General features: G+C 73.1%; 20 protein-coding genes, 1 pseudogene and 1 riboswitch. Of the genes and pseudogenes, 10 read left to right on the top strand and 11 right to left on the bottom strand.

Features of this window, described 5'->3' with window-relative positions:
• Nucleotides 1–579 (bottom strand): PQQ-dependent sugar dehydrogenase (locus ABZY13_RS31245; protein ID WP_356636745.1); only part of this gene is annotated, 579 nt, incomplete at its 3' end.
• 363 nt (nucleotides 580–942) lie between these two features.
• Nucleotides 943–1,126: riboswitch (cobalamin riboswitch) on the top strand.
• 29 nt (nucleotides 1,127–1,155) lie between these two features.
• Here ABZY13_RS31245 and ABZY13_RS31240 point away from each other — a divergent pair.
• From ABZY13_RS31240 to ABZY13_RS31220, 5 genes are all read left to right on the top strand, one after another.
• A complete protein-coding gene (locus ABZY13_RS31240) occupies nucleotides 1,156–1,845 on the top strand; it encodes an energy-coupling factor ABC transporter permease (RefSeq protein WP_356636739.1) in 690 nt (229 codons plus the stop codon).
• Nucleotides 1,842–2,267 (top strand): energy-coupling factor ABC transporter substrate-binding protein, encoded by a 426-nt coding sequence (locus ABZY13_RS31235; protein WP_356636737.1) that lies wholly within the window; start codon nucleotides 1,842–1,844, stop codon nucleotides 2,265–2,267. Before ABZY13_RS31240 ends, ABZY13_RS31235 begins: the two co-directional genes overlap by 4 nt.
• A 5-nt stretch (nucleotides 2,268–2,272) precedes the next feature.
• A complete protein-coding gene (cbiQ, locus tag ABZY13_RS31230) occupies nucleotides 2,273–3,022 on the top strand; it encodes a cobalt ECF transporter T component CbiQ (RefSeq protein ID WP_356636735.1) in 750 nt (249 codons plus the stop codon).
• A complete protein-coding gene (locus ABZY13_RS31225) occupies nucleotides 3,019–3,888 on the top strand; it encodes an ATP-binding cassette domain-containing protein (RefSeq protein WP_356636733.1) in 870 nt (289 codons plus the stop codon). The genes cbiQ and ABZY13_RS31225 overlap by 4 nt, the downstream gene beginning before the upstream one ends.
• 177 nt (nucleotides 3,889–4,065) lie before the next feature.
• Nucleotides 4,066–5,724: a catalase gene (locus ABZY13_RS31220; protein WP_356636731.1), complete on the top strand. Its 1,659-nt coding sequence runs from the start codon at nucleotides 4,066–4,068 to the stop codon at nucleotides 5,722–5,724.
• A 57-nt stretch (nucleotides 5,725–5,781) separates the two neighbouring features.
• Here ABZY13_RS31220 and ABZY13_RS31215 read toward each other — a convergent pair whose 3' ends face one another.
• Nucleotides 5,782–7,158 (bottom strand): lipase family protein, encoded by a 1,377-nt coding sequence (locus ABZY13_RS31215; protein WP_356636729.1) that lies wholly within the window; start codon nucleotides 7,156–7,158, stop codon nucleotides 5,782–5,784.
• A gap of 298 nt (nucleotides 7,159–7,456) precedes the next feature.
• Between ABZY13_RS31215 and ABZY13_RS31210 the strand changes: the two genes are divergently transcribed.
• A complete protein-coding gene (locus tag ABZY13_RS31210; RefSeq protein WP_356636727.1) occupies nucleotides 7,457–8,101 on the top strand; it encodes a TetR/AcrR family transcriptional regulator in 645 nt (214 codons plus the stop codon).
• Here ABZY13_RS31210 and ABZY13_RS31205 read toward each other — a convergent pair.
• Nucleotides 8,095–8,592, bottom strand: a pseudogene (locus ABZY13_RS31205) (DUF2269 domain-containing protein). The gene ABZY13_RS31210 and the pseudogene ABZY13_RS31205 overlap by 7 nt on opposite strands.
• Nucleotides 8,593–8,829: 237 nt before the next feature.
• On the opposite strand from ABZY13_RS31205, the gene ABZY13_RS31200 reads away from it, so the two are divergent.
• Nucleotides 8,830–9,372 (top strand): tellurite resistance TerB family protein, encoded by a 543-nt coding sequence (locus ABZY13_RS31200; protein WP_356636725.1) that lies wholly within the window; start codon nucleotides 8,830–8,832, stop codon nucleotides 9,370–9,372.
• Nucleotides 9,373–9,417: 45 nt separating this feature from the next.
• A complete protein-coding gene (locus ABZY13_RS31195; protein ID WP_356636723.1) occupies nucleotides 9,418–10,092 on the top strand; it encodes a CBS domain-containing protein in 675 nt (224 codons plus the stop codon).
• 9 nt (nucleotides 10,093–10,101) lie between these two features.
• On the opposite strand, the gene ABZY13_RS31190 is transcribed toward ABZY13_RS31195, so the two are convergent.
• From ABZY13_RS31190 to ABZY13_RS31180, 3 genes are all read right to left on the bottom strand, one after another.
• Nucleotides 10,102–11,163, bottom strand: a complete 1,062-nt coding sequence (locus tag ABZY13_RS31190) for an N-acetylmuramoyl-L-alanine amidase (protein WP_356636721.1) — start codon at nucleotides 11,161–11,163, stop codon at nucleotides 10,102–10,104.
• A 117-nt stretch (nucleotides 11,164–11,280) separates the two neighbouring features.
• Nucleotides 11,281–12,630 carry a M28 family peptidase gene (locus tag ABZY13_RS31185; RefSeq protein ID WP_356636719.1) on the bottom strand — a complete coding sequence of 450 codons (1,350 nt, stop codon included), beginning with the start codon at nucleotides 12,628–12,630 and terminating at the stop codon, nucleotides 11,281–11,283.
• 157 nt (nucleotides 12,631–12,787) lie between these two features.
• Nucleotides 12,788–13,159 (bottom strand): MauE/DoxX family redox-associated membrane protein, encoded by a 372-nt coding sequence (locus tag ABZY13_RS31180; protein ID WP_356636717.1) that lies wholly within the window; start codon nucleotides 13,157–13,159, stop codon nucleotides 12,788–12,790.
• Between the two features lie 124 nt (nucleotides 13,160–13,283).
• Between ABZY13_RS31180 and ABZY13_RS31175 the strand changes: the two genes are divergently transcribed.
• Together ABZY13_RS31175 and ABZY13_RS31170 are read left to right on the top strand one after the other, a co-directional pair.
• Nucleotides 13,284–14,588: a hypothetical protein gene (locus ABZY13_RS31175; RefSeq protein WP_356636715.1), complete on the top strand. Its 1,305-nt coding sequence runs from the start codon at nucleotides 13,284–13,286 to the stop codon at nucleotides 14,586–14,588.
• A 260-nt stretch (nucleotides 14,589–14,848) separates the two neighbouring features.
• A complete protein-coding gene (locus ABZY13_RS31170; protein ID WP_356636713.1) occupies nucleotides 14,849–16,471 on the top strand; it encodes a cellulase family glycosylhydrolase in 1,623 nt (540 codons plus the stop codon).
• A 96-nt stretch (nucleotides 16,472–16,567) separates the two neighbouring features.
• Here ABZY13_RS31170 and ABZY13_RS31165 read toward each other — a convergent pair whose 3' ends face one another.
• The 5 genes from ABZY13_RS31165 to ABZY13_RS31145 all read right to left on the bottom strand — a co-directional run bounded on the left by ABZY13_RS31165 (nucleotide 16,568) and on the right by ABZY13_RS31145 (nucleotide 19,436).
• Nucleotides 16,568–17,581: an MASE1 domain-containing protein gene (locus ABZY13_RS31165; RefSeq protein WP_356636743.1), complete on the bottom strand. Its 1,014-nt coding sequence runs from the start codon at nucleotides 17,579–17,581 to the stop codon at nucleotides 16,568–16,570.
• 84 nt (nucleotides 17,582–17,665) lie between these two features.
• Nucleotides 17,666–18,505 (bottom strand): PP2C family protein-serine/threonine phosphatase, encoded by an 840-nt coding sequence (locus tag ABZY13_RS31160; protein WP_356636711.1) that lies wholly within the window; start codon nucleotides 18,503–18,505, stop codon nucleotides 17,666–17,668.
• Between the two features lie 88 nt (nucleotides 18,506–18,593).
• Nucleotides 18,594–18,725, bottom strand: coding sequence for a hypothetical protein (locus ABZY13_RS31155; RefSeq protein ID WP_356636709.1), 132 nt, complete (start codon nucleotides 18,723–18,725; stop codon nucleotides 18,594–18,596).
• Between the two features lie 295 nt (nucleotides 18,726–19,020).
• On the bottom strand, nucleotides 19,021–19,164 hold the full coding sequence (locus tag ABZY13_RS31150) for a hypothetical protein (protein WP_356636707.1): 144 nt from the start codon (nucleotides 19,162–19,164) through the stop codon (nucleotides 19,021–19,023).
• Nucleotides 19,165–19,250: 86 nt separating this feature from the next.
• Complete coding sequence (locus tag ABZY13_RS31145) at nucleotides 19,251–19,436, bottom strand: hypothetical protein (RefSeq protein WP_356636705.1); 186 nt, start codon at nucleotides 19,434–19,436, stop codon at nucleotides 19,251–19,253.
• Nucleotides 19,437–19,458 lie beyond the last annotated feature (22 nt).

The raw sequence follows: 19,458 nt of genomic DNA, 5'->3' as shown, positions 1-19,458 counted from the left end.
GCCGTCCGAGGCGAACGGGTTGGTGTCGTCGCCGGTCGACAGGTACAGGTTGCCCGCCGCGTCGAAGTCGATGTCCCCGCCGACGTGGCAGCACAGGCCGCGCGAGGCGGGCACGTCGAGGATCTTCTTCTCGCTGGCGAGGTCGAGGGTGCCGTCCGTCCTCAGCACGAACCGGGAGAGCCGGTTGACGCCGTCGAACGGGGCGAAGTCGGCGGCCGTGCCGTCGGCCGGGGCGTCGCCGGCCGGGGTGGTCAGCTTGGGCGCGTAGTAGAGGTAGACGAACCGGTTGGCGGTGAAGCCCGGGTCCACCGCGACGCCTTGCAGGCCTTCCTCGTCGTGGCTGTAGACGTCCAGCTTCCCGGCGACGGTCGTGGTGCCGGCGGCGTTGGTGAGCCGCAGGGTGCCGTCCCGCGAGGTGTGCAGCACCGAACGGTCCGGCAGGACCGCCAGCGTCATCGGCTCGCCCGTCTCGGCCACGCCCTTGGCCAGCGTGACCTGCTGGAAGTCCCCGACGGCGGCCTCGGCCCGGACGCCGCCCGGGTCCGCGGGGGCGGCGGCCGCCGGTGCCGCCGGCAACAGAAGGCCGAGGACGCCCGCCACGGCGGGCAGCAGGAAGCGGAAACGGACACGTCTGCGTCCGAACGGTCTCGTGCGCACAGAAGTCTCCCAGTGGTGTGGGGTGGCGGCATGCCGCAGGGCATGCCGAAGGGAGTACGGGCGCGCGCCGTCGCGCCGTCGAGCCCCGGCCACGAGTCGCTCATGACCGGTTCATTTCAAGGAAGTTAGCGGGCTTGGTCCGGACCCGTAACCCCTTTCGTTCATGATCTCGATACTTTTTCCGCTGCCGGGACAAAGTGCGGGGGGCCGGTTCCGGGCGCCCGGGTGGGCCGCCCGTGCCGTCCACCGCCCCCGTCCGCGCTTGTCAGCACCCTTGTGCGGGCACTACTGTCACCACGCCTTGGTGAACGGGAAATCCGGTGTGATGCCGGTGCGGCCCTCGCCACTGTGATCGGGAAGTCCGGCTCCGGCCCTCGCGGGCAGCCACTGGGTCCTCGGACCCGGGAAGGCGGAGCACGGGCGGTGGTACCCGTCAGCCAGGAGACCGGCCAAGGCGCGTCAACCATCCACGAGGTGCTGGAGAGGGTCTGCTGAGCCATGCACATAGCCGAGGGTTTCCTGCCTCCGGCGCACGCCGTCGCCTGGGGCGCCGCGTCCGCGCCGTTCGTCGTCCACGGAGTGCGATCTCTCACACGCGAGGTGCGGGAGCATCCCGAGAGCACCCTGCTCCTCGGCGCCTCCGGAGCCTTCACGTTCGTCCTGTCCGCGCTGAAGCTGCCTTCGGTTACCGGGAGTTGTTCCCATCCGACCGGCACGGGCCTCGGCGCCATCCTGTTCCGGCCGCCGGTCATGGCGGTGCTGGGCACCATCACCCTGCTCTTCCAGGCGCTGCTGCTCGCGCACGGCGGCCTGACGACGCTCGGCGCCAACGTGTTCTCCATGGCGATCGCCGGCCCCTGGGCCGGCTACGCGGCGTACCGGCTGCTGCGGCGCTGTGAAGTGCCGCTGATGCCCGCGGTGTTCTGCGGCGCGTTCGTCGCCGACCTGTCCACGTACTGCGTCACCAGCGTCCAGCTGGCGCTGGCCTTCCCCGACCCGGGCAGCGGGTTCCTGGGCGCGCTCGGCAAGTTCGGGTCCATCTTCGCCGTCACGCAGATCCCGCTCGCGGTGAGCGAGGGCCTGCTGACGGTGCTGGTGATGCGGCTGCTGGTGCAGTCCAGCAAGGGCGAACTGACCCGGCTGGGCGTGCTGGTGGCGGGGCGCCGCGAGGAGGCGGTGGCCCGATGAGCCGCAACGCGAAGATCAACCTCCTGCTGCTGGCCGTCGTGGTGGCCCTCGCCGTGCTGCCGCTGGCGCTGGGGCTCGGCGACGACGAGGAGGAGCCGTTCGCCGGGGCGGACGCCCAGGCCGAGACGGCGATCACCGAGATCGAGCCGGGCTACGAGCCCTGGTTCTCGCCCCTGTACGAGCCGCCGTCCGGCGAGATCGAGTCCGCGCTGTTCTCCGTGCAGGCGGCCCTCGGCGCGGGCGTCCTCGCCTACTACTTCGGCCTGCGCCGGGGCAGGCGGCAGGGCGAGCGGCAGGCCCGTGAAGCGCTGGGGCCCGAGGCGCCGAGGGCCGCGGAGCCCGAGCCCGCGGAGCCCGCGGGCGCCGGGGACGCCGCCGTGCCGGCGGGCCCGGAGGGCGGGTCCCGTCCCGGGCGGGACTGACCCGGGTGCTGCCGATCGACGCGGCGGCGCACAGCAGCCGCTGGCGCCGCCGCCATCCCGTGGACAAGGCCGTGCTCGGGCTCGGACTGACCGTGCTGGCGGTCTCGCTGCCGCCCTGGCCGGGCGCGGCCCTGGTGCTGGTGGCCGCGCTCGCCGTGCTGCTGGGCCCGGCGGGCGTGCCGGGCCGCCGGCTGTGGCGGGCCTACCGGGTGCCGCTGGGCTTCTGCGCGACCGGCGCGGTCACGCTGCTCGTCCAGGTCGGGGGCCCGGACGGGTTCCTGGCGCCGGCCGAGGGCGGGGCGGTGCGCGCCGGGGAGCTGATGCTGCGGACGTCGGCGGCCTCCCTCGGGGTGCTGCTCTTCGCCTTCACCACTCCCCTGTCCGACCTGCTGCCGCGGCTGGTGCGGGCCGGGGTGCCCGCGCCCGTCGTCGACGTCGCCCTGGTGACGTACCGGATGAGCTTCCTGCTGCTCGACTCGGTGCGCCGCGTCCGGGAGGCGCAGGCCGCCCGGCTCGGGCACGCGGGCCGCGCCGCCGCCTGGCGTTCGCTGGGCGGGCTCGGCGCGACGACGTTCGTGCGGGCCTTCGACCGGGCGGCGCGGCTGCAGGCCGGGCTCGCCGGGCGCGGCTACGACGGCACCCTGCGCGTCCTGGTCCCCGAGGCCCGCGTCTCCCTCCCCTTCCTCGCCGGCAGCGCCGCCCTTCTCACGGCGCTGACCGCACTCACCTTCGTCCTGGAAAGGCCGCTGTCATGAGCGAGCCCGTGCCGGTCGCCCTGCACGGCGCGTCCTTCGCCTACGAGGACGGCCCCACGGTGCTGTCCGGCCTCGACTTCGAGGTGCGCGAGCACCGTGCGCTCGCCCTGCTGGGCCGCAACGGCAGCGGCAAGACCACGCTGATGCGGCTGCTCGCCGGAGGGCTGCGGCTCCGTACCGGCCGGCTGACCGTCGACGGCCGTCCGGTGACGTACGACCGCAAGGGCCTGACCCGGCTGCGGACGACCGTCCAGCTCGTCGTGCAGGACCCCGACGACCAGCTGTTCGCGGCGTCCGTCGGGCAGGACGTGTCGTTCGGCCCGCTCAACCTCGGGCTGCCCGACGCCGAGGTGCGGGCGCGGGTCGCGGAGGCCCTGGCCGCCCTGGACATCACCGCGCTGGCCGACCGGCCCACGCACCTGCTGTCGTACGGGCAGCGCAAGCGGACCGCGATCGCGGGCGCCGTCGCGATGCGGCCCCGGGTGCTGATCCTCGACGAGCCGACGGCCGGGCTCGACCCGGACGGCCAGGAGCGGCTGCTGGCGACCCTCGGCGAGCTGCGCGAGCGGGGCACGACGGTGGTGATGGCCACCCACGACGTCGACCTCGCCCTGCGCTGGGCCGACGACGCCGCCCTCCTCACCCCGTCCGGCGTGCGCACCGGCCCGGCCCCGACCGTCCTGGCCCGCGCCGGCCTGCTGCGCGAGGCGGGCCTGCGCCTGCCCTGGGGCGTGGCGGCGGCCCGCCTGCTGCACGCCCAGGGCCTGCTGGCCGACCCGGCCCGCGGACCCCGTACCGCCGAGGAGCTGGCGGCGCGGGCGGCGGAGGCCGGGGCGCCCGGCAGGGGCGCCGCCGGACGGGCGTGAGCACCGCGCCGGCCGCCCGGCGACGCCGTGGGTGATTCACGGCATACCGCCGGAAGGCCGCACATGTGTTAGTCGTCCGCGTGGGCCGGGGTACTCGTAGGGCTTGCACTGATCGGCCGGCCGTTGCGCAGCGGACCCGCTCCGCGCGATGCCGGGACAGCCGAAGGAGTTCCCACCATGACGGACGTGTCCAGCAAGGGCCCCGCCCCGGGCGACGACCGCAAGGTACTCACCAACCGGCAGGGCCATCCTGTCTATGACAACCAGAACCAGCGGACGGTCGGCGCCCGGGGGCCCGCGACGCTGGAGAACTACCAGTTCCTCGAGAAGATCAGCCACTTCGACCGGGAGCGCATCCCGGAGCGCGTGGTGCACGCCCGCGGGGTGACGGCGTACGGCTTCTTCGAGGCGTACGGCGCCTGGGGCGACGAGCCGATCAGCCGTTTCACCCGGGCCAAGCTGTTCCAGGAGCGCGGCAAGCGCACCGACCTGGCCGTCCGGTTCTCCACGGTGATCGGCGGACGCGACTCCTCCGAGGCCGCGCGCGACCCCCGTGGCTTCGCCGTGAAGTTCTACACGGAGGACGGCAACTGGGATCTCGTCGGCAACAACCTGGGGGTCTTCTTCATCCGGGACGCGATCAAGTTCCCGGACGTCATCCACGCCCTCAAGCCGGACCCGGTGACCTTCGAGCAGCAGCCGCGGCGGATCTTCGACTTCATGTCGCAGACGCCGGAGTCGATGCACATGCTGGTCAACCTGTTCAGCCCGCGCGGCATCCCGGCGGACTACCGGCACATGCAGGGCTTCGGCGTGAACACCTACAAGTGGGTGAACGACGAGGGCCGCACGGTGCTGGTCAAGTACCACTGGATGCCGAAGCAGGGCGTGCGCAGCATGACCGAGGAGGATGCCGCGAACGTGCAGGCCCAGGGCCTCGGCCACGCCACGAAGGACCTGTACGAGGCGGTGGAGCGGGGCGACTTCCCCGAGTGGGAGCTGCTGGTCCAGATGATGGAGGACCACGAGCACCCGGAGCTGGACTTCGACCCGCTGGACGACACCAAGACCTGGCCCGAGCAGGACTTCCCGCCCAAGCCGGTCGGGCGGATGGTGCTCAACCGCATGCCGGAGAACTTCTTCGCCGAGAACGAGCAGATCTCCTTCGGCACCGGCGTCCTGGTCGACGGGCTGGACTTCTCCGACGACAAGATGCTCGTCGGCCGCACGTTCTCGTACAGCGACACCCAGCGCTACCGGGTGGGCCCGAACTATCTCCAGCTGCCGGTGAACCAGGCGAAGAACGCCGAGGTGCGCACCAACCAGCGCGACGGGCTGATGACGTACCACGTCGACGGCGCGGGCGAGAACCCGAGCGTGAACTACGAACCGTCGATCACCGGCGGCCTGCGCGAGGGCGAGTACCCGACGCACGACGAGCAGGGGCCGGAGATCCGCGGCCGGCTCACCCGCAAGCGCATCTCCCGGACCAACGACTACCTCCAGGCCGGGCAGCGCTATCTGCTCATGGAGCAGTGGGAGCGGGACGACCTGGTCAAGAACTTCGTCGACCTGCTGTCCCAGTGCGACCGGCCGGTGCAGGAGCGCATGGTGTGGCACTTCCTGCTGGTCGAGAACGACCTCGGGCTGCGGGTCGGCGAAGGGCTCGGCATCGGTCCGGAGGACGTGGCCGGGCTGGAGCCGCTGGCCAGTCAGGACCTCACCGACGAGGACCGCAAGCGGCTGGCCAATCTGGGCAAGAACCCGCCGCGTGACGTGGAGGGCGTGACCATGACCCACTGCGTCCCCGACGAGCGGCACGTCGTCACGCGCTGATCCGCCCGTCCCGAAGGCCCGCCGGTTCCCCGGCGGGCCTTCGGCCCGTCCGGCGGGTCAGGGCTGCAGGGGCATGCTCCAGCAGTTGGAGGAGGCGGGCTTCCCGGCCAGACGGTCGGTCAGCCAGGAGATGGCGTCGCCCTGGTCGGTCAGCAGCGGCGCCACGTGGTTGGTGAGCAGCTTGTCGCCGAGGTTGGGCAGGACGACGGCCTCGTAGGTGACGTCGGCGCCCTTGCGGCACCAGTCGACGGCGAGCCTGCGGGACTGGGCGTGCGGCACGATGTCGTCCTGGACGCCGGTCGCCACGCGCACCGGACCGGCCGGCTTCATGGTGCCGATGCGCTGCGCGTCGAGGGTGGCCCGCAGCGCCGGCTCGGCTGCGACGATCTCGCCGACGGACTTGCCGCTGACGGTCCACTTGGTGCTCTTGGTGAAGGCGTAGCGGAAGACCGAGTCGCCGACGCACATCGTGGACAGGTCGTTCAGCGCGGCCTTGCCGGCGGCGTTGATGTGGGCGTCGGCGAGGGGCCGCAGCGCCGGGTCGCTCTGCAGGAAGCCGTTGAGCGACCAGCCGAGGGCGCCGACGAGGGCGCTGCCGTCGATGCCCTTCAGCACCTCGGTCAGGTCGGCGGGCGGCGCGCCGGCGTAGGTGCCGACGAGCCTGACGTCGGGGGCGTAGGAGGGCTGGAGTTCGGCGGCCGAGGCGCTGGCGCCGCCGCCCTGGCTGTAGCCGTAGAGGGCGACGCGCGAGTCGCGGGTGACCGACGCGCCGGGCACCGCGCGGGCCGCCCGGACGGCGTCGAGCAGGGCGTGGCCGCTGTCGACTCGGTTGACGTAGGTGTGCAGCCGGTCGGTCGCGCCGAGCCCGGCGTAGTCGGTGACGACCACGGCGGCGCCGGTGGCCAGCAGTCGGTAGATCGACAGGTCCTCGTAGCCGACCGACACGGTGTCGCCGTCCAGGACGACCGGGTGCTCCAGGCCCATCGAGGCCGCGCACTGGTCGCCCTGCCCCATGGTGCCCGGGGCCACCGCCACCAGCGGGCGGGGGCCCGTGCCCTTCCAGGAGGCCCAGGGCTCGATGTAGGCGCCGGTCACGGCGACCGGGCGGCCGTTGGAGTCGGTCGACCTGTACATCAGCCGGGTCGCGGTGCCCGGCAGTTGGCGGCCGTCGAGGCCGGGGAGGCTCAGGGCGAGCGGGAGGGGACCGGTGCGGATCAGGGCGCCGTTCTCGGCGGGGAGGTCCGCGGGGGGCGTGTAGAAGGCCGGGACCGTGACGCCTCGGGAGGTCACGCCGTCGGCTGCGGAGGCGGAGGCTGCCGGGAGGGCCTGGGCTCCGACGCAGGCGAGGGCGGCCAGGGCGGCGGCGAGGAGGCGTCGGCGGGGCGGTGCGGCGGGTCTGCGGGGGGTGCGAGGGGTGTGGGGGCGGCGTTGCATCGGGCTCACTCCTTGCGGCGTCGGAAGGTGCGGCGGGGTGCCGACGGGCGGCGGGGTGCGGTGGTGCGCCCGCGGGGGGCTGTGGCGCGACTGGCGTGCGGGCGTGCGGCTGGGGGCGCGAGGTGCGGCTCTGGTGCGGGGGCGCCCGCCGAACCGGTGGGCAACACGGTGGTTACTGGCGGGTCACATCCGGGAGAGTAGAGTCGCGTGTCACTCAGTGACAAGGTGTCTGCGTGTGTCAATTCCGCGGGTCTCGCTATGCTGCCGGTGTTCGAGACGCGGAGGCGGTGGGGCGACGGTGCGCGAGGCGGCACCCGGTGCACGCGAGGCACACGCTCCGGCCTCCCGGCCGTCGCTCGGGGAGCGGCGCAAGACGGCGCTCCGCCTGGAGATCGCCCGCGAGGCCGTCCGGCTGTTCCTGGCGCAGGGCGTCACCGCCACCACGGGCGACCAGATCGCCCAGGGCGTCGGCGTCTCGACCCGCACGCTGTGGCGGCACTTCCCCACCAAGGAGAGCTGTGTCCTGCCACTGCTCGCGGCGGGCCTGGACGCCGTCGTCGAGCTGCTGCGCGACTGGCCGCCGCAGACCCGGCTGCTGGACTTCCTGACGACGTCCTGCCGGCAGGGCAGGCTGCCCTCCGCCGACCCCGCCGTCCTCGACCTGGTGCGGCTGACCCGCACCGAGCCCGCCCTGCGCGCCGTCTGGCTCCAGGCCCACGACGACGCGCTGCCGGTGCTCGCCGGGCTGCTCGCGCGGCGGTGCGGCACGAGCGCCGACGACCTGCGGGTGAAGGTGCACGCGGCGACCGTCAACGGCGCGCTGCGCACGGCGGCCGAGGACTTCGCCGTCCGCTACGCCGACGGCCCCGGCGCCTCGCAGGAGGAGCTCACCGCCTGCCTGCACGTCGCCCTGCGCGCGGCCGTGGAAGGCCTGCCCTACTGACCCGCCCCCGCGGGACGGCGCGCGGGGGCGTGCGCCCCGGCCGGGCGCCGCCGGCCGCACCGGGTCCGCCCCCAGGGCTTGAGCACGGAGACGGCCGCCAGGAAGACGTACGCGGACAGCGACACGGCCGGCCCGAACAGCACCTCGCCCGCGTCGGGCAGCGGTCGGCCGACGGCGACGGCGTACGCGGAGTTCACGCCGGGACGCAGGGCGAGGACGTTGGCGGTGAGCGTGGCGAGGGTGAGCCAGAACTTGACGCAGATTCACCGATGGCGGGTCAGCCCCCACTCGGTGCCGAGGGCCGGCACCAGGCCGCCGGCCAGGGTCAGGAGGGCGACGGGGAGCAGCAGCCAGTCGGTGAACAGCTTCATGGCGCGCTCCGAGCCCGCGGGCTCGGATCCGGTGGCGGCCGCGGTGACGCCCAGGGTGAGCAGCCCGGGACTGAGCCCGAGTCAGGCGGCGGAGGCGGCCACATGGACGACGGGACACATGCGGCGTGTGGGACGGTTTTTCACGCCTTCCACGCTGCCGCTCCCGCGGGCCCGCGTGCGTCCCACGGCGGGAGTGACCGCGGCTGCTCGCCCCGGCGTACGCGCCCGGCCGTGCGCCCGCCCCGCACGAAGTGCACGTTTTGCGGAACCTTTGCCGGGGTGCGGGGCGTTGTACCGGGTGAGCGCGCACGAGCGGGTTCACTACAGATGACCAGAACGCATACCGAGGTGACGTCAATGGCAGTGTGGGACCGGCTCAAGGACCAGGCCAAGGCTCTTCAGCAGACCCAGGGCGGGGCCCGCCCCCCGCGGGGTCACGGCACGGGGTCCGGCGGCGGTGGACGCGCCCAGCTGGTCAGCGCGCTCAAGACCCAGCTCGGCTCTTTGAAGACGGAGTTGAAGAGCGGCGCCTACCGGGACGCCAGCATGGCGATGTGCGCCCTGGTCGCGGCGGCCGACGGCCATGTGGACCCGGCCGAGCGGCAGCAGCTGGAGTCGATGATCGTGAGCAACGACGTCCTCCAGAACTTCCCGCCGGAGCAGCTGCGGCAGCGCTTCAACAAGCACGTCGACCTGCTCACGCGGAACTTCCCGCAGGGCAAGGCCGAGGCGCTGCAGGACATCGCCAAGACCGCCAAGAAGCCCACCGAGGCGCGGGCGGTCATCCAGACCGGCATCGTCATCGCCGCGGCCGACGGCGACTTCTCGCAGGCCGAGCAGGCGGTCGTCCGCGAGGTGTGCGCGGCCCTGGGCGTGTCCCCCGCGGAGTTCCAGCTCTGACCCTCCGTCGGCCACGGGACCGCGGTGCAGCAAGAAAGGCCTTCGATGGACCACCTGAAGGTGTGCGACCTGATGAGCGACGCCGTCATTCGGGTCCAGGGCGGCACGCCCTTCAAGGAGATCGCCCATCTGCTGCAGGAGTACGACATCACGGCGGTCCCCGTGGTCGACGCCGACGACCGGCCGGTGGGCGTGGTCTCGGAGGCCGACCTGCTGCACAAGATGTGGGGGTGGCGGGAGGGCGAGTCCGACGCCGCGCCCGCGAAGGCCTCAGCCGTCGACGCCGCCGGGCTGATGACCTCGCCCGCCGTCTGCGCGCGGAAGGAGTGGAGCGTCGTCGACGCCGCACGGGTGATGGCCGAGCACGGCATCAAGCGGCTGCTCGTGGTGGACGAGGAGGGCCGGCTGACCGGTGTGGTCAGCCGGAGCGACCTGCTGCGCGTGTTCCTGCGGACGGACCAGGCGATCCGCACGGAGATCGTCGAGGAGGTCCTGGTCAGGACGCTCGGCGAGGCGCCGTCGGCGGTGCACGTCGACGTGACCAACGGCAACGTCGTCCTCAGCGGCCGACTCGCCGACCGGGGGTCGGTGCCCGCCCTGGAGGAGCTGTGCCGACACGTCGACGGAGTGGTGGCCGTGGAGTTCAGACCGGTCCCCGAGGCCGCGGACGAGACCGCCGACGAGCGCGGGGCCGGGTCGGAGAGCGGAGGGGCGCGCTGACGCGCCCGCCTACGACTCCTTCCAGACGAGCACGGTCAGCACCGCGCTGGTGACGGTGACCGGCGCGCCGGACTGGTTGAGCAGCCGCACCCGCATGCTGCGCCCCGACGCCAGCCGCTTGGTCAGCGGCACGACCGCGAACGATCCGCCGGACGTGCCCACGAGTTCGTGGATCGGATGGTTCGTCCTCACCTCGTCGCCCTCGAACTCCGTCATCCGCACCTGCACGGTCTTCCCGGCGGGCAGCCCGGTGACGGCGAGGCTCAGGCTGCCGGTGAAGCGGGCCGGGCCGCGCGCGAAGACGGTGCCGCCGGACGCATGGTGACCGGTCTCGTCGCTCCACTCGCTGGTGAACTCGATGGAGTCCCAGAAGCCCGGGTTGAGGGTGTACTGCGTGGCGAGTCCCAGGTTGACGTACTGGGGCATGGGGTCCTCCTCTTCCCACTGGCCCGCCGGCAGCGCCAGACAGGCGGCCAGGTCGCGGCGGAAGTCGAGCATGTCGAAGCCGCGCGGATCGGGCTTCTGGTCCGACCACTCCAGGTGTCCGATGGCGCTCTTCGCGGACCAGCCGTGCCGACGGCAGATCGCCGCGGTGGCCTTCACCATGGCGGTGTACTGGGCGCGCGGCCACGGGTCCTTGCCGTCGCCGAGGTTCTCGCACTCCCAGCCGTAGAAGTGGGCGTTGCCGTCGACCGAGCCGGGGCTGTTGTCGTGTTCGTGCGTCGGGGGCGGATAGCTGCCGTACGACTCGTTGCGCACGGCCGCGAGAACGTCGGGGTCGCCGCCGCCGGCGTGGTTGGCGCGGCCGTTGCCGACGAGGTGGACGGTGCCGTCCTTGGTGATGCAGCCGGTGGCGAGCGGCCCGGGCAGGTCGCTGCGCCCGTTGTAGATCAGGCTCACGACGTCGGCGCCCGGACCGGTGACGGTGTGATGGACCATCACGCCGTTTACCGGGCCCCAGGCGCCCCTGTGGTTGCGGTTGTGGGTGCGCCAGGAACGGACCTCACGCACGGCGCAGCCCTCCGCGCGGAGCGCGGCGACCAGTTGGTCGGCGGTGAGTGGATCGGCCATCGTCACTCCTCCGTTGGGTCCACGCGGGCCACATGCCCGGGCGGAGATCCGGTTATGCGCACGGACGCGAAACCCCGGGGCGCCGCGACACCCCGGGGTCACTCGTTCGAGTCACTGTCAGAACGTCAGTTTCCAGCTGTCGATGTACCCCGTGTCCTGGGCGGCGACGTCCTGGACCCGCAGCCGCCAACTGCCGTTCGCCGTCTCGCTCGACGCGTCGACGGTGTAGGTGGCGACGACGTTGTCCGCGGAGTCCGAACTGCTGGAGTTCTTCAGCCGGTACGCCGTGCCGTCCGGGGCGAGCAGATCGACGACCAGGTCGCCGCGCCAGGTGTGCTTGACGTCGACGCCGACCCGGAGCGCCGCTGGCGCGTTGCCCGTGCGGCCGGAGACGGCGACGGTGGAGGTGACGGCGGCGCCGTTGTCCGGGATGGCGACGTCGGCGGTGTTCTCGTACACGTCTCCGGGCTCCGGCGTGGCGCCCGTGCCGAGTGTCCAGATGGCGTGGGCGAGGGCGTCGCTGTTGCGGTCGAGCGCGGTGTCGTTGATGTTCGACGTGGTGTCGCAGGAGGAGTGGTAGCACCGGTCGAAGGCCTGACCGGCGGTGCCGCCCCACTTGGTCGCCTGGGCCGCCGTCTTGACCCGGCTGGCGCCGGTGAACAGTCCGCCGACGGGTATGCCGGCGTTCTTGAACGAGGCGTGGTCGGAGCGCCCGTCGCCCTCGGTCTCTATCTCGGTCGGCACGCCGATGCCCGCGTACCAGTCCTTGAAGGCCTTCTCGATCGCCGGGTCGTCGTCGTAGACGAAGTAGCCGGGGTTCGGGGAGCCGACCATGTCGAGGTTGATGTAGCCCGCGATCTTCGCGCGCTCGGTGGTCGGCAGGGTGTTGACGTAGTGCTTCGAGCCGACGAGTCCCAGTTCCTCGGCGCCCCACCAGGCGAACCGCAGGTGCTTGGCGGGCTGGAGCTGGGCGCGGGAGACGGCGAGCGCGGTCTCCAGCACGGCGGCGGATCCCGAGCCGTTGTCGTTGATCCCGGCGCCGGAGGAGACGGAGTCGAGGTGGGCGCCGGCCATGACCACCTGATTGGCGTCCCCGCCGGGCCAGTCGGCGATCAGGTTGTAGCCGGTCGTGCCGGAGTAGGTGAACTGCTGGAGCGTGGTGACGAAGCCGGCCGCGTCCAGCTTGCCCCGCACGTAGTCGATGGACGCCTTGTAACCGGTGCGGCCGTGCGCACGATTGCCGCCGTTGGCGTTGGCGATGGACTGGAACTGCGTCAGGTGCGCCTTGACGCCCGCCAGCGGGATGTCGGGGGCGGCCTGCGCCCCGGCTCCCGCCCGGTCCCCGGCGTCCTCGGCCGAGGACGCCGGGGACGCGGCGAGCAGGCCCGCCACGGCGACGGCGACCACGGCCGCGGCCGCGGTGCGCCTGGGGGCCCTTCTGGGCAGGCTGGATCTCGGAATCGTCATGTGGGGGGCCGCACTTTCTCGTCGATGGGGAACCGGACGGAACATCTGGTGCTGTGGTGCCAGAGCTGTGCGGGTGCTGTGTGCGCCTGATGTTCATCCGAATGACGAGGTCACGTCAAGCCCTTTACCGGTCAGGAATGTCCGCTCAGCGAACACTTCATCCGGCGTCGCGGGCGACCTTGCGGGCCCAGAGCACGAGCGGCGCCTGAAGGGGCAGCCGGCCGAGGGCGGCGGCCTTCTGCGGCGCCGGCCTGTTCCGCCAGTCCACGGCCATCTTCACGTTGGCCGGGAAGACCCCGACGAAGAACGCCGCCGTGGCCAGTGCGGCGACCCGCCGGGTCCGGGGCAGCGCGACCCCGGCCGCCAGCGCCAGTTCGGCGGCGCCGCTCGCATAGGTCCACGCCCTCGGCGAGCCCGGCAGCGAACGGGGCACGATGGCGTCGAACTGGCGGGGGCGCGCGAAGTGCGCGGCGCCCGCGGCGGCCAGGAGACCGGCGAGGAGCAGCGGGGAGCGATCGGAACGGGACACGGTTCCTCCACGGAGGGACGGCAGACGTTGTTACCCGACGGTAAGTAGGGGCGGGCGCAGCCTAACCCACGCCGGTCCGGCGCGGCTGCCGTACCTCCCGGGGCCGACGGCCGACAGTGAGGGGATGAGCGGTGAGGGAGTGAGCCCCGCGGGGACGAGCGGTGAGGAGACGGACGTCGAGCAGGTGATCGACGCGTTGTACGTACTGCCGCCGGGAGAGTTCGTGGCCGCCCGCGACGCGCGTGCGGCCGAGGCGCGCACGGCGAAGGACACGGCCGCGGCGAAGCGGATCTCCGCGCTGCGCCGCCCGACGCAGGCGGCCTGGGTGTCGAACCGTTTCGTCCGCGAGCGGCCCGACGAGGTCCGGCAACTCCTCACCCTCGGCGAGACCCTGCGGGAGGCGCATCGGCACCTGGACGCCCAAAAGCTGCGCGAGGCGGGCGGACGGCAGTACAAGGTGATCTCCGCACTGGCCCGGGAGGCGGCACAGGTCGCGGCCGGGGCCGGCGGGGCGGTCGGCGAGACGGTCGTTCAGGAGGTCGAGAAGATCTTCCACGCGGTCCTCGGCAGCCCCGACCTCGCGCGGGAGTGGGCGGCGGGCCGGCTGACGCGCACGCCGGACCCGACGATCGGCTTCGGAGCGGTGACGCCGGAGAGCCTGCCGGCCGGGCGAAAGGAGGCGGGCAGGGACGCCGAGGGCGGCGGGGCGGGGGACGCGGACGTTCGGGACACGGCGGCGGCCGACGAACAGGCGGTGAAGGCGCCCGCACCGGCCGGGCCCTCCCCCGCCGGGACACCGCCCGCCGGGGCGCCCGCCCCGGCCGGGCCCTCCCCCGCCGGGACACCGCCCGCCGGACGGCGCCGGGGCGCGGCCACCGCACCCAAGAGGCCCCCGGCACAGAAAGACACGTCCAAGGAGGCCACGTCCGAGAAAGCCCCACCCAAGAAGCCGGCGTCCAAGAAAGCCCCACCGAAGAAGGCCCCGCCCGAGAAAGCCCCACCCAAGAAGGCCCCACCCAAGAAGCCGGCGTCCAAGGAACTCTCACCGGAGAAGCCGTCGCCGAAAGAGCCCCCGGCGGGAAAGTCGCCGCGCCGCCCCCGCCCCACCACGGCGGAAACCCGGCGCCGCGAAGAGCACGCCCAGGCCCTCGCCTCCGCCGAGCGGGCCGCCGCCGAGGCCCGGCATCGGCAGCGGGAGCAGCACTCCGCCGAGGACGCCCGGCACGCCGCGCTCTCCAGGCTCCGGGAGACCGAGGAGCGGGTCGCCCTGCTGGAGGACCGGCTCCGGGAGGCGAGGGCGGAGCGGCGGGAGGCCCGTACGGAGGCGGAGCGGGCCCGCGCCGAAGCACGGAAGGCCGCCGACGCCGCCCGCGCGGCGGCCCGTTCGGCCGACGAGGCCGCGCGCACCGCGGCGCGTCCGGAGACGTAGCCGGACTCCGCCGCGCACACGCCGTGCCCCACCGCCCCACCGCCCCACCCGCCGCCCCTCCAGCCCCATCGGTTCCGCAAAAGTTTCGAAAACGGGAGAACTGTTCGAGTTCTTGACGTGTCTTTGGCGCAATGGCTTCATGGGAGCGCTCCCACGCCGTGCGGACGCCCGGTTTCTTGCCGCTCACCATTGGAGTCGCAGTGAGAACAACAGTCAGAAGCACCCCTGTTCGGGTCAGAAGCAACCCCGTCCGTCTCCTGATGACCGCCCTCGCCGCCTTACTCGGTCTGGCCGTCGCCGGGACGCTCACCTCGGCGCCCGCGCACGCCGACGCGCCCGGAGCGCAGGCGACCGGCCTGCACATCGACAACGGGCGCCTTCTGGAGTCGAACGGCAACGATTTCGTCATGCGGGGCGTCAACCACGCCCACACCTGGTACCCGAACGAGACGCAGTCGCTGGCCGACATCAAGGCCCTGGGCGCCAACAGCGTCCGGGTCGTGTTGGCGGACGGCCACCGCTGGGCCGCGAACAGCCCCTCGGACGTGGCGGACGTCGTCGCCCAGTGCAAGGCCAACCGGCTCATCTGTGTGCTGGAGGTGCACGACACCACCGGTTACGGCGAGGAGGCCGCCGCCGGCACGCTGGACCAGGCCGCCGACTACTGGATCGGTCTCAAGAGCGTCCTCGCCGGTGAAGAGGACTACGTCGTCATCAACATCGGCAACGAGCCCTGGGGCAACACCAACCCGGCCGGCTGGACCGACCCGACCATCGCCGCGATCAAGAAGCTGCGCGGCGCCGGGTTCCAGCACACGCTCATGGTGGACGCGCCCAACTGGGGCCAGGACTGGCAGGGCGTGATGCGTGCCAACGCGCGGACCGTCTACGACGCCGACGCCACCGGCAACCTGATCTTCTCGATCCACATGTACAGCGTGTTCGACACGGCCCAGGAGATCACCGACTACCTGAACGCCTTCGTCGACGCCGAGCTGCCCATCCTCATCGGCGAGTTCGGCGGTCCCGCCGACCAGTGGGGCAATCCCGACGAGGACGCCATGATGGCCGCCGCCGAGCGGCTCGACCTCGGCTACCTGGCGTGGTCCTGGAGCGGCAACACCGACCCGATCCTGGACCTGGCGATCGACTTCGACCCGAACCGGCTCAGCTCCTGGGGCGAGCGCATCTTCCACGGCGCGAACGGCATCGCCCAGACCTCGAGGGAGGCGACGGTCTTCGGCGGCGGCACCCCGGGCGACACCCGCGCCCCCACCGCGCCGGGCACACCGACCGCCTCCGCCGTCACCTCCGACTCGGTGACGCTGAGCTGGGCCGCGTCGTCCGACAACGTCGGCGTGAGCGGATACGACGTCGTCCGGGTCGGCGGCACGACCGAGACCCCGGTCGCCTCCTCCGCCACCAACACCGTCACCGTCACCGGCCTCGCCGCCGACACCTCGTACACCTTCGGCGTGTACGCCCGTGACGCCGCCGGCAACCGCTCCGCCCGTTCCGCCACGGTGACCGTCACCACCGACGACGGCGGCAGCACACCCGGCACGCGCTGCTCGGTCGGCTACCGGGTCGTCCACGAGTGGCCCGGCGGCTTCCAGGGCGAGATCACCCTCCGCAACACCGGCACCACCGCCCTCAACGGCTGGACCCTCGGGTTCGCCTTCCCGAGCGGCCAGACCATCAGCAACATGTGGGGCGGCACGCCCAGCCAGAACGGCGCGAACGTGACCGTGGCCAGCGCCTCCTACACCTCGGCCGTCGCGGCCGGCGGTTCGGTGAGCGTCGGCTTCACCGCGACGAAGGGCTCCGCCAACGCTGCCCCGACCTCCTTCACGCTCGACGGCACCGCCTGCACCGCCGCCTGATCCGACCGAAGGCGCACCGACCGACCGGGCGAGCCGTCCCGGCCGGTCGGTGGTCCCCCGCCGTCGTACCCCCGGTCGGGGTCGGGTGTCCCCGGCCTAGACCGGCGTCTCCGGCCAGCGGCCGGCGCCCTTCTCCCGCGTGGCCGGGCGAGGTGGCGGGGCCTCTCCCGCGGTGAGGTGGTCGAGGACCTCGACCAGTTCCTGGCAGGCGCGTTCCACGGAGCGCCGGGTGTTGCGCTGCTCGGTGATCACGGCCGACAGGAGCAGGGCGGTGAGGGCCATGCTGCCGTTGAAGGCCTGAAGTTTGATCATGACTTCGATGCGGCTCAGACCGGCGAACGGACCCACGTCGTCCGTCGCCGACACCGCGGCCATGACGGAGGTGAACAGCGCGCAGAGCATGCTGCCCAGGACCAGGAAGCGCAGGGCCGCCCAGATCAGCAGCGGGAACACCAGGAACAGCATGCTCACCGTGGAGCGCGTGGCCAGCGGCACGAAGACGCAGGCGGTGGCGGCCAGGACCAGGGCCTCCGGCAGACGGGTGGTGCGCGGGCGGCGGGCCCGGGCCAGCAGGAGCAGCAGCGGGGTGACGATCAGCACGCCCATCGCGTCCCCGACCCACCAGCCCAGGAAGACGGTCCCGAAGTCCGCGGCGGTGATCCGGTCCTGGCCGAGCAGGAACCCGGCCCCGCCGCCGGCGCTGATGAGCATGCCCGCCAGGGCGCCGAGGAGGACCAGGGCGATGCCGTCGCGCAGCCGGGCGAGGTCGGTGCGGAAGCCCACGGCGCGCAGCATGACATACGCGGCGACGGGGCCGGCGGTACTGGTGGCGACGGTGACGAGCGCCGACGGGCGGAAGGAGGTGAAGGAGGTGAGCGACAGGATGACCAGGAGCGAGCCGAGGGCGATGCCGGGCCAGGCGCGCGGGCCGAGGACGAGCAGGGCGGCCAGGGCGATGCCGGTGGGGGGCCAGATGGGGCTGAACACCGCGTCACCGACGGACAGTTCCCGCAGCAGGCCGAGCCGTCCCGCCGCGAAGTAGCAGGCGGCGACGGCCAGCGTCTGGAGGCCGGCGACGGCCGGCCGGCGCAGATCCCGCAGAGCCACCACAGCAGCCATCAGACACCGCCCGCGCCGTCCGTGCGAGGCGAGCGGGGCGGACAGGCGACCCGTCACGGCGGGCCCGTGGGGCGGTCAGGGGCCCGAAAACCGGGCGTCCGCGTCGTCGTGGCCGACCACGAGGACCGCGGCGTCGTCCTCGTGCCCCACCCGCTCGGCGCCCCTGATGACGGCCGCGGCGAGGGCGTCGGGGTCCATCCGGGCGACGGCGGCGATGCCCGCGAGGCGGACGACCTGGTCGAGGCCCTCATCGAGGCTGAGGTGGGGGCCTTCCACGACACCGTCGGTGAGCAGGACGAAGACGCCGCCGGTGGTGAGGCGGTAGCGGGTCACCGGATACGTCGTGCCCTCCTGGATGCCGAGGGGCGGGCCGCCCTCGTCGGCGGCGACGCCGGACTTGCCGTCCGCGGTGGCCCAGATCATCGGCAGGTGCCCGGCCCGCGCGCTCTCCAGCACCCCGGTGGCCGGGTCGAGCCGCATGAAGGTGCAGGTGGCGAAGAGGTCCGTGCCGAGGGTCATGATCAGGTCGTTCGTGACGGCGAGCAGGTCCCCGGGGTCGCTGGTGACGGAGGCCAGGGCGCGCAGGCCGACCCGCACCTGCCCCATGAACGCGGCCGCCTCTATGTTGTGGCCCTGGACGTCGCCGATCGAGAGCCCCAGGCGCCCGTCGGGCAGCGGGAAGGCGTCGTACCAGTCGCCGCCGACGTTCAGCCCGAAGCAGGCCGGGACATAGCGCGCCGCCAGATGGAAGCGGGGGGTGGTGGGCAGGTCGGCCGGGAGCATCCCGCGCTGCAGGGCTATGGCCAGCTCGACCCGGGACCGCTGGAATTCCGCGCGCTCGCGGGCCCGGGCCGTCAGGGAGCCCAGCCTGGCGAGCAGCTCGTCGCCGTCCTGGGACGGGCGCTTGCGGAACATCGGTCGCTCCCACGGGAACGGCGTCCCTTTTGGGTGAATAATACGGTTTGTCACTTTACCCGGCCGCCGGAGCCTCCGCGTCGCGCGCTCAGACGGCGACGGCGATCCGGTCCCAGAACCAGTAGAGGCCGACGAGCACGATCGCCGCGGTCAGGGCGGGCGGCACCCAGCGCCGGGCGGCGGTCCGGCGCACCAGCAGGAGCAGCGCGGCCAGGCCCACTCCCGCGAGCCTCCGTCCGCCGGGTCCGCCGGGCCGTCTTCGCCGCTGTGCTGGGCACATGAACGACCGCCCTCCCCGATCGCACCGAGTGAGAGGCATGCCGGACGATGCACTACATGCCCATGGCGGATCCTGGCGAGCGCAGGTGAACGGCGGAGAATCGTCCGCGGAACTGGTGGCGACGCACGGGCGGGCGGCGGCGCCCCGGACACGACGGACCGGCGCGGGTGATGATCACCCGCGCCGGTCCGTCGTGTGTCCGGCGTGTCCGTCCGGTGCCGGCCGGAGCCCGCGGTCAGGGCCGCTTGCGCAGCCGGGACAGCAGGCGCTGCGCCTGGGCCCGCTTGCGCGGGTCGGCGGCGGCGCGGCGGGCCTGGCCGATCGTCCGCTGCCCCTGCGGGCTGCGGGCGAACTCCTTGATGCGCTGAAGGATGGGCATGGTCTCTCCTCCCTCCCCGGGCGGCGGCGCGTTCCACCGCCTCGCGAGTCCGGCTACCCGCTCGGCAGCCGATCAGGCACGGCGGCTCACTCCTCGCGCTCGTACTCCGCCTGCGCGTTCCGTTCGGTGAGGTCCTTCTGGGCCGCCTCGTAGACGTTCCGGACGAACTTCCGGGCCTGCCGGCGGTCCATTCCCCGCTCCCGGCTGCTCACCAGCTCGTCCGCCCACTTGTCCACGGAACGGTTCGTGTCGTCCCGGTCGTCCCTGGCCATGACACCCTCCTCGGGGGAACGC

Origin of the sequence: Streptomyces sp. NPDC006610 (genome assembly GCF_040611575.1) — a bacterium.
In the GTDB taxonomy this organism is placed as follows: Bacteria; Actinomycetota; Actinomycetes; order Streptomycetales; family Streptomycetaceae; genus Streptomyces.
The sequence above is the reverse complement of the archived record's forward strand: the minus strand, read 5'-3'. Positions and strand labels throughout refer to the sequence as shown.